Annotated in this window: 10 protein-coding genes and 1 tRNA gene; 7 read left to right on the forward strand and 4 right to left on the reverse strand. The window is 56.5% G+C overall.

All coding sequences use genetic code 11. The features are described 5' to 3' along the window. Window positions 1–198 precede the first annotated feature (198 nt). Together FYJ63_RS10690 and FYJ63_RS10695 are read right to left on the reverse strand one after the other, a co-directional pair. Window positions 199–271 (reverse strand) — tRNA-Lys (locus FYJ63_RS10690). 93 nt (window positions 272–364) lie between these two features. Then, window positions 365–1744 carry a YibE/F family protein gene (locus FYJ63_RS10695; protein ID WP_338106921.1) on the reverse strand — a complete coding sequence of 460 codons (1380 nt, stop codon included), beginning with the start codon at window positions 1742–1744 and terminating at the stop codon, window positions 365–367. A gap of 100 nt (window positions 1745–1844) precedes the next feature. Between FYJ63_RS10695 and FYJ63_RS10700 the strand changes: the two genes are divergently transcribed. The 3 genes from FYJ63_RS10700 to FYJ63_RS10710 are packed head-to-tail and all read left to right on the forward strand — an operon-like array spanning window position 1845 to window position 6016. After that, a complete protein-coding gene (locus FYJ63_RS10700; protein ID WP_154546569.1) occupies window positions 1845–2480 on the forward strand; it encodes a hypothetical protein in 636 nt (211 codons plus the stop codon). Further along, the gene (locus tag FYJ63_RS10705) at window positions 2481–4967 is read left to right on the forward strand and encodes an RNA degradosome polyphosphate kinase (protein ID WP_154546571.1); all 2487 of its coding nucleotides are present in this window, start codon (window positions 2481–2483) and stop codon (window positions 4965–4967) included. It begins immediately after the preceding gene. Continuing rightward, entirely contained in the window at window positions 4964–6016 is a 1053-nt protein-coding gene (locus tag FYJ63_RS10710; RefSeq protein ID WP_154546573.1) for an NUDIX hydrolase, read from the forward strand. Before FYJ63_RS10705 ends, FYJ63_RS10710 begins: the two co-directional genes overlap by 4 nt. Before the next feature lie 5 nt (window positions 6017–6021). Here the strand turns inward: FYJ63_RS10710 and FYJ63_RS10715 are convergent, their stop codons facing one another. Continuing rightward, a complete protein-coding gene (locus tag FYJ63_RS10715; RefSeq protein ID WP_154546574.1) occupies window positions 6022–7056 on the reverse strand; it encodes an inorganic phosphate transporter in 1035 nt (344 codons plus the stop codon). A gap of 3 nt (window positions 7057–7059) precedes the next feature. Next, window positions 7060–7680 (reverse strand): DUF47 domain-containing protein, encoded by a 621-nt coding sequence (locus FYJ63_RS10720; protein ID WP_154546575.1) that lies wholly within the window; start codon window positions 7678–7680, stop codon window positions 7060–7062. A 407-nt stretch (window positions 7681–8087) separates the two neighbouring features. Between FYJ63_RS10720 and FYJ63_RS10725 the strand changes: the two genes are divergently transcribed. The 4 genes from FYJ63_RS10725 to dtd all read left to right on the forward strand — a co-directional run bounded on the left by FYJ63_RS10725 (window position 8088) and on the right by dtd (window position 11424). Continuing rightward, the gene (locus FYJ63_RS10725) at window positions 8088–9155 is read left to right on the forward strand and encodes a beta-carotene 15,15'-monooxygenase (RefSeq protein ID WP_229770158.1); all 1068 of its coding nucleotides are present in this window, start codon (window positions 8088–8090) and stop codon (window positions 9153–9155) included. A gap of 57 nt (window positions 9156–9212) precedes the next feature. Continuing rightward, window positions 9213–10490, forward strand: a complete 1278-nt coding sequence (gene ygfZ, locus FYJ63_RS10730) for a CAF17-like 4Fe-4S cluster assembly/insertion protein YgfZ (RefSeq protein WP_195839386.1) — start codon at window positions 9213–9215, stop codon at window positions 10488–10490. After that, window positions 10487–10849, forward strand: a complete 363-nt coding sequence (locus FYJ63_RS10735; protein WP_154546576.1) for a DUF2516 family protein — start codon at window positions 10487–10489, stop codon at window positions 10847–10849. The genes ygfZ and FYJ63_RS10735 overlap by 4 nt, the downstream gene beginning before the upstream one ends. An 89-nt stretch (window positions 10850–10938) precedes the next feature. Next, complete coding sequence (dtd, locus tag FYJ63_RS10740; protein WP_154546577.1) at window positions 10939–11424, forward strand: D-aminoacyl-tRNA deacylase; 486 nt, start codon at window positions 10939–10941, stop codon at window positions 11422–11424. Window positions 11425–11533 lie beyond the last annotated feature (109 nt).

An 11533-nucleotide genomic window follows, 5' to 3' on the forward strand; every position in this document is an offset into this window, starting at 1 on the left:
AACCCGGGAAAACAGACACACAATTTGACCGACCCCAAAGTTCAGCCAAACCAACTTTCAACCCGACTTTAAGGCTCTACAACAACAAAAATCCCGGATAAAAAACACACAATTTGTCCTTTAACCCTCGAGGGTTCGAGTCCCCGTTGCGTTAAATTTGTGGGGTCGGGCGAGTTCACTCGCCCGACCCCACAAAGGTAGGCCCAGAGGGGCTCGAACCCTCGACCCACGGATTAAAAGTCCGCTGCTCTACCAACTGAGCTATAGGCCCAAGAAGCTATTATAGCCAGAAACCCTCGGGGAGTGAAAATGCGGGCGCTCTGTGGCGACGGGGAGCGGGGAAGAGGGACGCGGCTGCAAGTGACTACCCGGTGATTACGGGGCGCTCACGGGGTTTCCACGGGGTTTCCACGGGGTTTTCACTAAGCGCTCGCTGCGTTCCCTGCGCTCCCTGGGCGATTCGAGGTGTTTTTTTCACTAGAGCCACAGCGATGGCGGTGGTGAGGGGGATGCTCAGGATGAGGGTCGTCCCCGAAGCGAGAATCCGGAGCACTTCGGCGGAGATACTTTCACTGGACGTGATATCAGCCATTTTTTCGTTGAAGAACATGGCAATCATCACGAAGCTGGTCAGAGCCGCTCCGGTGTAGGCAAAAACGATGGTGTAGATGGTGGAGGCGATGTGGTCGCGTCCGACCCGCATGGCGCTGAGATAGATGTCTTTGCTGGAATAATCGGGGGCGGCGATCCGCAGTTCCCAAACCGTGGAAGTCTGGGTGATGGTGACGTCGTTGAGAACCCCGATACCAGCGAGAATCGTGGCGGCTATCCAGAGCTGACGCAAATCCAGAGTCGAGATATAGGCGCTGAGGTCGAAGGCGGTTTCGTCGATGTATCCCGAGAGCTTCCCGAACTCCACCGCTGCTATTCCGAACAGCGTGGACAGAATCAGCCCGATTATCGTTCCCAACATGGCGGCCTCGGTGCGCATGGAGAAACCGTGAGCCAGATGCACCACCACGAAGAGGATGAGGGTGGAACCCACCAGACCCACCCAGATTCCGGGCTGTCCGCTGGCTAAAGCCGGCAGGACGAAACCGAGGACGATGAGGACAGAAAAACCCAAGCCGAGCAGGGAAAGCAGTCCTTTCCAGCGAGCGACGACCAAGACTGTCAGGACAAAGATCGCGGCGAAGATCCACAGGGGGAATCCTCTGGGAATCCCGTAGAAACTGTATTGACCAGTTTCTATGTCAGCGTCTGGAAGATACATGACTTGGATCACGTCACCGCGGCGCAAATTCGAATTCGCCCCCGGACCGTGAGCCTCGACGACTTCTTGGGAGCCGCGATCTGCGCCGGTGAGCAGCGTCACGTGGAGTTGCACACACTTCGGGGACTGCTCGGATCGGGGTTCATCGGCGATGAGGGGCTGGCACGGGGTAGAGATCTTCGTTATTCTCGCGTTCTCGACGCTGACCCCGGGAGCAAAACTGTAGAGGGTGGAACTCTGCTGGAGCTGCGCGATCTTGGCGGAATCCGGCCACAGAACAAATAGCCCTCCCACGGTGGACAGCAGGATTATTCCCAACAGGGAGGCCACGATGACTCGAACCGTGAGTGAATCTGTGGAAGCTTCACCGGTTCGGGAATCGCTGAATCCGTGATGCAGGTGATGCCCCAGGAGACGGTCTTTGTCCTGCCGGTGCGTTTGCGAGCCTCGAGTTTTGAAGAAATCTTCCACAGTGGAATCCTACCAACTCGATGAGAAGCCTAAATCTCCCGCTAAAGGATCGAAAACACGAGATAATAAAACCGTCTTTGGGACACAGAAGGAGCCAGACATGAATGCGAAGAAACCGCGGAGACCCGCGATTATTGAACCGGAAACGCTGGAATATTTGGAAGGTGAGGAGGATCCCGCGCTCTCCAGCGAGTCAGCCCACACCTCGGCGCGAATCCTGATTAGTGCCCCGCGTGGCGAATGGTCCGATCCGGATCCGGAAACGAAGGAGCGCTTGCTGAATTTCCTCTCCACCCACGGGGTCGATGATTTGGCTGAACTGTGGTCTCGGTCACCGGCGGAAACCTTGCCGGGAACCCTGTGGCGCCTGCTGCTGATTGATGAATGGATGAAACGGTTCCCCGAGGGAGTCGCCAGACGCTTCCAACAAGGCCTGACGAGCCCGAATCTTTCAAAATTCATTGATGTCGAAGGCGCGCACACCCTGGATTTCTCCGGCTGGCGCAAGCGACTCGGCACGATTATGACCGGAGAATTTAAGGAAGACTTTGCGGACTTCTTGGAAGAATCCCAAGCGATTCTTCGGGTGCTGGCGGCCAGTGAAGAAATCTGGATGAAGGAAGATCCCACAAACCCGCTTGCCAACGAAGTCACTGTCCGCGATGATGCACTGCTCAACACGGCCCAGGAACTGTTCAAATCAGCGTCACTCTATCGGGAAGGGTTATTGAATTAAATGAGCGAAAAAGAATCTACCGCCGAATCCGGAGAGCCCACCCCGCCTCCACTTCCGGAGGCTCAAAACGAGACACCAGACGGAAATCAGGGGACCGAAGAAAAGAAGTTCCCCTTTGAGGGAGCCAAACCGGAGGAGATGTTCCCGAAAGAGGTTCCCCAGGAAAACGAATCGGGGTCTCAAGAATATGAAGACGCTGACTTTGCCGAGCCGGATAAGAGCGAAACTGAGTCGCTACCGCAGCCTGTGGCGATTGCTCGCGCTGACGCTTTGGTGACCAACAAAAAGAACACGTCCGCTAAAGCATCAGACCATCCACCGCTCAAGTTGAAACCGGAGAAAGGCCTCACCCCCAGCGGATTGCCGAAGCTACCGAAAGGGCGTTTTGCTGACCGAGAGTTGAGCTGGCTGGCATTCAACCAGCGCGTTTTCGAACAAGCCCAAGACAAGCGCCTGCAACTGTTGGAACGCGCCTGGTTCTTGACGATTTACTGCTCCAATCTGGACGAGTTCTATATGGTGCGGGTGGCCGGCTTGAAACGGCGTATTGCCGCCGGTTTTGCCACGGTTTCTTCTTCCGGTCTCACCCCGCGGCAATTGGAGGGCGAGATCAGTCGGCGCTCCCACGAAATGACCGAGAACGTGTATCGGTATTTCCAGGAAGTAATCCGTCCGGAACTCGACAAATCCGGCCTCGTCATCACCAACTGGGAGTCCCTTGATGACACCCAAAAGGACGCCCTACACCGCTATTTCCGCAACAAGGTGTTCCCGATTCTCTCCCCGCTGGCAATCGATCCGTCCCACCCCTTCCCGTTTATCTCGGGACTGGCCTTGAACCTGGCGATACTGGTTCGGAATCCCTCCACCGGTAAAGACCACTTTGCGCGGTTGAAAGTTCCGCCGGTGCTGCCGCGGTTTGTGCCGCTGACTAAAGATGGGGTGGAAAATGATCCTTCCGGCAAGATTCTTGCCGGAGAGAAAGTCAATTTCGTCCCCATTGAGCAGGTCATTTCCGCCCATCTTGACCATCTTTTCCCCGGGATGGAAATTGTGGAATCCCACGAATTCCGCGTGACCCGTAACGAGGACCTGGAGGTCGAAGAAGACGACGCGGAAAACATTTTGACCGCTATGGAGTCCGAGCTCGCCAAGCGGCGTTTCGGGCCGGCAGTGCGCCTGGAAGTCACCGAAGATATGCCTTCCTATATCCTCGATTTCCTAACGGAGAATCTGGAAGTGGGGCCCTCTGATGTCTTCCGCCTCGCGGCGCCACTGGATTTGCGCGGTTTGAACTACCTCCATGATCTTGACATTCCGCAACTCAAATATCGGCCCTATGTTCCGGTTACGCCGGCCGGTTTAGCGGAGAAAGAATCATCAAAGTCCCAAGATATTTTCGCCTCCATTCGGGCTCATGACGTCTTGATTCACCTGCCCTATGATTCCTTCGCGACCTCGGTGCAGCAGTTCATTGTCCAAGCCGCGCACGACCCGAATGTGCTGGCCATCAAGCAGACCCTCTACCGGACTTCAGGAGATTCCCCGATTGTGCAGGCGCTAATTGATGCGGCCCGCGCCGGCAAGCAAGTCGTGGCGATCGTGGAAATCAAGGCGCGTTTCGATGAGGAGGCAAACATTGGTTGGGCTCGCAAGATGGAGCGGGTCGGGGTTCACGTCGTCTACGGCATGGTCGGGTTGAAGACCCACTGCAAGTTGTGCCTGGTAGTTCGGCAAGAGCCCGATGGGTTGAAACGCTACTGCCACGTTGGGACCGGTAACTATCACCCGAAGACCGCGCGCGGATACGAGGACTTGGGCTTGTTGACCGTCGATCGTGACGTGGCACAAGACTTGACGCGGCTGTTCAACCAGCTTTCCGGTTATGCCCCGCGCTCGACATTCCACCGGCTCCTGGTGGCGCCGCGCTCGATTCGAGACGGGCTCATTGCTGGAATCGAGAAGGAAATCGCCAACAAGAAGGCCGGGAAACCCGCGTGGATCTTGTTCAAAGCGAACTCCATTGTGGACGAACGCATGACCGACGCCCTCTATCGCGCCTCCCAAGCAGGGGTTCCGGTCGAAGTTCAGGTTCGCGGGATTTGCTCGCTGAAACCGGGAATTCCGGGTCTTTCAGAGAATATTCATGTGGTCTCGATTCTGGGACGTTTCCTGGAGCATTCCCGCATCTACGCCTTCGCCAACGACGGAGACCCCCAGGTGTGGATTGGTTCAGCTGACCTCATGCACCGCAACCTGGATCGGCGCGTGGAAGCGCTGGTGCGGATTGTAGACAAAGACCAAATCAACTACCTCATTGAACTGGTTCGCAAGGGCGTCGCCGACACCACCTCATCGTGGCGTTTGATGCCCGACCAACAGTGGGTGCGGGTGAAGACCAACGAGTCGGGGCTGCGGCTGGAGGATATTCAAGGAACCTTGATGGCGAAAGCCTCCTCCCGCGTGGTGGGAAGAAGCAGGTCATGACGGTCACGACGGTCGCAACGGGGCTGTTTCCCACCGGTGAGGCTCACGACTACGGGATTTATGCGGCCGGAGGCGTAGTCTGGCGCGGAGGAGAGGAACATCCGGCGCTGACGAATCACGGGCCAGAACCCTTCGAGATTCTTTTGGTGCACCGACCGAAATACCACGATTGGTCCTTCCCTAAAGGGAAACTAGAAGCGGGAGAATTTCTTCCCGGATGTGCCGTGAGGGAAATCGCGGAGGAAACCGGCCTGCAGGTAAGTCTCGGCCCGAAGCTGGCGGTGACTGACTATCCAGTTGACGGTATCAACAAGCAAGTGACCTATTGGCTCGCGAGCGTGAGGAATTCTCCGGCGGTTCTGGCGCGGCCCTATGCGGAGCCGGCGGAAGAGTCGGAGATAGATGAGCGGAGATGGGTGACCATTGAGGAAGCCCTGCATCTGCTCACTCACGAATTTGACCGGAGTCTCGCCGCCCGCGCCGGTGAGGTTCTCGAAGCCGGATGGGGTAATTCGCGTCCGGTGGTTCTGCTACGCCACGCGAAAGCGAAAAAGCGAGACAAATGGAAAACGGATGATGCCTTGAGACCCTTGAAAAAGCGTGGCAAATCACAGGCTCTGGCGATTGTCCCGACGCTGTCGGCTTTTGGGATCTCACGGGTGGTGAGTTCGCCGTGGAAGCGCTGTGACCAGACGGTACGTCCGTTTTTGAAGGCGACGGCGATCGTCGGGGAATACGCGGAAGCCTTGAGCGAGGCGGGTTTTGCGGATAATCCTGCTGAGGCCCAGCAGGTTTTGCAACTGTGTGCCCAGGAGGCATTCACCAAGGGCGGAACCGTTATCTGTACCCACCGTCCCGTGCTGGGCGACCTGGTGGACCAGGTGCGTCAAGCCGCTTTGCACGATGAATACGCCGATAACGGGGAAGCCGACTGGTCGATGATGGATTTAGCTGAGATTCTCGTGGTCCATTGCGGGTTGGGAGATGAGGAAATGCCCCAGGTTTTGTCGGTGGAACGCCACCTGCCCGAGCCGCCGGCTGGCAGTTGATGACTTCAGATGCGAGTGGCGAACTCGAGGATTAGATAGACCACAGCAGCGACCGTGGCGGAAGCTGGAAGAGTCAAGACCCAGGCCACCACGATATCGCCGGCGGTGCCCCAGCGTACCGCAGAGAGCCTCCTGGTGGCGCCCACACCCATAATTGCGGTCGTGACCGTGTGGGTGGTGGAAATCGGGGCGTGCCAGACAAACGCTGTGAAGTAAAGCACGAGGGCCGCAACCGTTTCGGAGACGAAGCCGTTGGCGGGATCCACATGGATGACCTTGGAGCCGAGCGTTTTCATGATGCGAAAACCGCCGGTGAAAGTGCCGAGTGCAATGGCCGAAGCAGCCGCGATTTTAACCCAGAAAGGAATCGGGTCTTCGAGGCTGTTGTGTCCTCCCGCCACCAAGGCAATGAAGATGACGCCCATAGTTTTTTGGGCATCTTGTAGCCCATGGCCGAGCGCGAGAGCTGCGGAGGAGAACTTTTGTGCCACGCGTAGCTTGCGCATCGCGGGGTGGTAGGTGGCGCGGCGCATCGCCAGCAGCAATAAATTCATCAACAGGTAGGCGCAGGTGAAGCCCACCGCGGGAGAAACCACCATCGGAATCAAGACGTGGGAAGTGATGGTCCCCCAGTTCACGACTACTCCCGCGGCGAGACCCGCCCCGGCGAGCCCGCCAATCAAGGCATGGGAAGACGAGGACGGTAAACCGAAATACCAGGTGATGAGGTTCCAGGTGATTGCCCCGAGAAGACCGGCCAGGACGATAAGGAGGCCATGGGCGCGCTGGGCGTGAGAAACCGCGGTGGCGTAACTGGACATGTCAATAATGCCCGAGCCGATAGTTTTCGCGACCTCCGTGCCGAGCATGGCCCCAAGTAGGTTCATCACAGCGGCGACGGCGAGGGCTTGGCGCGGGGACCAAGCGCGGGTCGAAATCGAGGTGGCAATGGCGTTAGCGGCATCGTGGAAACCGTTGGTGAAATCGAAAGCCAGCGCGATGATGACCACGCAAATCACCAGGATGAGGGAGGTATCCATCCGTCACGACTCCTTGATGGCGATGCCCTCGACGAGAGCCGCCAAGTGTTCATAAGCGTCGCAGGCTTCTTCGAGCCGTTCGGTGATGTCTTTGAGTTTGATGACCTGAATCGGGTCAGAGATTTGGTTGACAATTGCTGACAGGGCCCGCATGTAGATTCGGTCGGCCTGGTTTTCAAGACGATTAATTTCAACCCAATACTCTTTGAGCTCGGAAAGGGTTTTTAGTCGGGGCATCGCCTCGGCGGTTAATTCGGCGCATTTTTCAAGAATCTCCACTTGTTTGAGGATATCTTCGGTGAGAGTATCGACCTGGTAGACAACGATGAGGGTGGCGGCTTCGTCGGTCAAATCCATGCAATCATCGAGACGATAGGCAATTTGCGACATGTCATCGCGATCCAGCGGGGTGATGAAGGACTGATTGACCTTGTTCATAAAGGCGTGGGTCAAGTCGTCCGAGTGGTTTTCCACCACGTGGAGCTCATCGCGTAGCCCGTCGCGCTGGTCCAAGTCCGACTTCACCAGTCGGGAGAGGAGATTGGTGCCGGTGATGAGATTACCGGCGATTTCTGTTAGTAGTTCGAAAAAACTCTCGTCTTTACGGCGGTTGAACAGCCCCATTTTTGCCCTTCTCGCTGGTTTATGGTTTTAGCCTATCGGGGGAAAGACTAAATGTAAAAACTACGTTAAAACTAGGTAGAAAGTCCCCTTTACCTAGTGTTTGTCAGGAACATTTGGGGGTTGAACGGCAGGAATTGCTGGAGATTTTTAACAATTTTTACGAATCTCTCGCATAATCGGCGCGGGTGGGGTATCTTTTTAACCAAGACATCGGTGTCGTGAAAGCCCCGGGCTCCATTAACTGCCGCTACGAGCGGCCTTCGCGCCGACAGGCGCTTTGCGGTGCTGGTGTCGCGTAGGCTCCAGTTTCTGGGGCCTACGAAGTTTTTAAGGGAGTTTTTGTTGGAATCCCCGCGTTCTTCGGCGATGGCAGTGAATCGGCTGGCATTGTGTGAAATAATCGGGCTATGACCATTGCTGAACCGAACCAGAGCCCCAAGCATTTTATGCGGGCTGATTCGGAGGCGAACAGGTTTGAAAGCGCGACGGTGTCGGAGGCCTCGAACTCAGGCGCGCCAGCGGAAACCAACGCCAGTTCCAGCTCCGGCGGGCTTCCCCCGGAACTGATGGACACCATGGTGATTAAACGCCGCGATCGTCGCAGCGTCCACGCCGAGGAACACCTTGAGAAGCTCCCGAAAGTGCCGGAAAGCCTGGCCGGTCGGGTACTGTGTGCGCATCCCGAAATCGTGACTGCCGTGGTTTCTCTGGGGATGGCCTTGGTGTTTATTCTTCCCTCTGAGTTTTTGACCGTGGCGGTCATAATCGGAGTTCTCAGTTTTGCCTACGGCTGGGAGCAGCTAACCCACCTGCCGGCTCCGCGAGCCAGCGCCATCCTCATCCTGATTGTGGGGTTGGCTACCATTGCGTTAGCGAGGATATTCGGAGATTTTTCCATCATCGCGGAAGTCGTCGGGCTCGGAATCGTGGGGGCCTTCGTGACAGAAATGTTCCGCTCTCCGCGTCCCGACTTGTTGAACTCCGTTTCCGGAAACATCGCCGGTGTCCTTATTGTTTCCACCGGAGGAGCCTGGATCATGCTTGAAGGGGAGGCCCTGTGGTATTTCCTGCTGGTTCCGGGGGCGCTCACTTTGCTCGGGGGCTGCGTCGGGATGGCCATGAGCGCCAACTGGACGATTCGTTGGCGGGTTGTTGCCACGATTTTCTTTTCCTGTCTCTTCGGATTCTTGGCGGGGGCGGCGATTATGGGATTGGAGGGGACTGCCCGAGACCAGATGGTTATTTTTGCCGGCGGACATCTCCCCACCTTGGCAGCGGCCATCGTCTCTGGGGTGCTTCTGGGGGCAGTCATCGGGATGACCTTTGCGGCCCTCGGAGTCGTCTTCAGTGGCAACATGGCTCCGGCAACGGTGGGAGCAGCGGTATCCCAAGCATTTATTCCGATTCTCGCCGCGGGGATTCCGATTTATATTCTGGCGAGACTGCTGGTGGGGGAAGGCCCGACACTGACGTGAACTTACAGAAGTGGGGACAATGTTGGCGAGTAATGAACTTTGATTTGAGGCGATGAGATGGAAATTTATCCAAAAGTACACCGCAACTGGCCGAGCGAGCCGGTGCCGTGTGGCTGGTACGGGGGCCAAGAATTTTTGGAGGGGCGTGGGTACGTCCAGGTGCCTCTGGGCGTGGTGCAAGTCAGCGGGCCAGGCCGCTTGAAGTGGCTCGAACTGGTGACAACCCAGTCTGTGACAGGTTTGAGGGCGGGGGATTCGAGCGAGGCGCTGATTTTGGATGTTAAGGGTCACATCGAACTCGCGTTTTATCTCGTGGAGGATGAGGAAAAAACCTGGATTTTGACCGAGGAACCCGTGGCAACCCGCGATTTCCTGGAGGCGATGCGGTTTCGGTCTCGGGTGGAGATTGCGGACGTAAGCGATAAATTCGTGGTGTTCGGGGGGATTTTGTTCCACGAATTGGGCAAGGACTCGCTCTTTAGTGATTCTGCAAACCGTCTCGGAGCTGTGGAATGGCTCGATCCCTGGCCACAGACGGTTGGGGAAACGACAACATTTACACCGCCGGGCGATCCTCATATTGACCTGGAAGAGGCTCTAGGGGTGGACTGCGGGGGCGAACGAGTGCCCTTGCGGGTTTTAGAAATTCTTCCGGCGTCAGCAGCGGGGGAGTTCCGGCGGGTTTTGGAGAATTTTGACTTTGAAGAAACCAAACTCGAAACTTGGGAGGCTCTGAGGATCGCGATGTGGCGGCCGCGGCTGGGGCGCGAAGGAATGCCCGGTGTTTTGCCTCACGAGTTGGATTGGCTTAGGACCGCGGTGTCATTGAATAAGGGGTGCTATACCGGTCAGGAGACAGTAGCGAAATTGGTGAATCGGGGACGCCCGCCGCGCCGACTCGTGTTTCTCGATTTTGATGGGTCTTCAGAGGAGATGCCCGAGATTGGTTCGGAAATTGCCGTGGAATCAAGCAGGGAAAAAGCCGGAGTTTTGACTTCGGTGGCGTTTCATCCGTTGCTAGGTCAAATCGGTTTGGCATTGGTACCGCGAACTTTGGGGACGGACGAGATTTTGCTGGTGGAAGGGTCTGACGGAGTGGTGGTTCGCGCCGCGCAGACCGTGATTGTTGACCCCAGTGGAGAAAACCCGAAGCGATTTGGGGGAGGAAAGCCTGGAGGGGCGCTGGGGCTGCGAGGTCGCGGGGGAGCCGGTGGAGCTCGTGGAGTCGGAGGTGCGGGCGGTACTAGCAATAAGAAGGCTGGAGTCACGGGCGGTCTCGGGAGCGGAGGAACTTCTGGAAGTATCAAAGTCGGTTTGAAAGGTGGAGCGCAATGATTAACGTTGCCGGGATAATCAATATCATTCAAATGTGGCTCGTGTTCGCACTTGTCGCAGTGGTGGTGGGAATGTCAGCATTTTCTTTGATTCATGCTTTGACGACTCCGGCTCAAGCCTTCACCTCCGAGGGGAAACGCACCCGCAATTTCTGGGTTTTATTGAATCTTTTGGCTTTGGTGATTTCTTTCCTGGCTTTGACTCCTACCGGGCCGGTCGGGCTGTTTGGAGCCTTGATGGCGCTGATTATCCCCGGAGTTTACTTGGCTGATGTGCGTCCGGCCGTTGCCTATTGGAGACGGCGCGGTCGCGGTTCCGGCTCCGGTTCCGGCGGCAATCGCCCGCCAACCCCTTGGTGAAAATGAGTCATGGGGACGTGCTTTTTGACTCATTTTTAAAGCATGGCCCAGGGATTGAACCCCAGAGTCGTAGTGAAAAGAGACAAACTATGCGAGCAGTAATCCAACGCGCCAACAGCGCATCTTGCACCGTGGAAGGACGAGTGGCCGGCGAGTTTACAGGCCCGGGACTGGTGGTTTTTATCGGCGTAACGGGAACTGACGGCGCGGCGGAAGTTGAAACGATGGTGCGCAAGATTGCTAACTTGCGGATTTTTGATGCGCCCGGAGCCTACGATGCCGCGGTGGCTGGTTCTGAGAAACTGGCCGAAGCCCGTGGTAATGAGGTTTCTGCCTTGACTCTGGGATTGCCGGTTCTGGTGATAAGCCAGTTCACTATCTATGGAGATGCCCGCAAGGGTAACCGGCCTTCTTGGATTCAGGCGGCTTCCGGCGAAGTCGCCGAGCCCCTGGTAGAAGCGGTTTGTGTCGGTCTGGAAGCTCTCGGTGTGCGCGTGGAACGCGGGATTTTCGGAGCCGACATGAAAGTGAGTCTCGTGAACGACGGCCCCTTCACCATCCTCCTTGATATCTAAATGAGTCATGGGGACGTGGGTTTTTTGTAATTTTTGTGTTGGAATTTGTTTAAAAAGGAAGGACCCCAGCAAAAGTTTTTTTCTGCTTTGCGATAAATTTGTCAGGGTG

Origin of the sequence: Mobiluncus porci (genome assembly GCF_009695935.1) — a bacterium.
Classification (GTDB): Bacteria; Actinomycetota; Actinomycetes; order Actinomycetales; family Actinomycetaceae; genus Mobiluncus; species Mobiluncus porci.

What these genes read in the sequence shown, in the direction of transcription:
- FYJ63_RS10715 (WP_154546574.1), bottom strand. Translation starts at nt 7,056, where the DNA reads ATGGATACCTCCCTCATCCTGGTGATTTGCGTGGTCATCATCGCGCTG.
- FYJ63_RS10735 (WP_154546576.1), top strand. Translation starts at nt 10,487, where the DNA reads ATGATTAACGTTGCCGGGATAATCAATATCATTCAAATGTGGCTCGTG.
- FYJ63_RS10710 (WP_154546573.1), top strand. Translation starts at nt 4,964, where the DNA reads ATGACGGTCACGACGGTCGCAACGGGGCTGTTTCCCACCGGTGAGGCT.
- FYJ63_RS10725 (WP_229770158.1), top strand. Translation starts at nt 8,088, where the DNA reads ATGACCATTGCTGAACCGAACCAGAGCCCCAAGCATTTTATGCGGGCT.
- FYJ63_RS10700 (WP_154546569.1), top strand. Translation starts at nt 1,845, where the DNA reads ATGAATGCGAAGAAACCGCGGAGACCCGCGATTATTGAACCGGAAACG.
- ygfZ (WP_195839386.1), top strand. Translation starts at nt 9,213, where the DNA reads ATGGAAATTTATCCAAAAGTACACCGCAACTGGCCGAGCGAGCCGGTG.
- FYJ63_RS10720 (WP_154546575.1), bottom strand. Translation starts at nt 7,680, where the DNA reads ATGGGGCTGTTCAACCGCCGTAAAGACGAGAGTTTTTTCGAACTACTA.
- dtd (WP_154546577.1), top strand. Translation starts at nt 10,939, where the DNA reads ATGCGAGCAGTAATCCAACGCGCCAACAGCGCATCTTGCACCGTGGAA.
- FYJ63_RS10705 (WP_154546571.1), top strand. Translation starts at nt 2,481, where the DNA reads ATGAGCGAAAAAGAATCTACCGCCGAATCCGGAGAGCCCACCCCGCCT.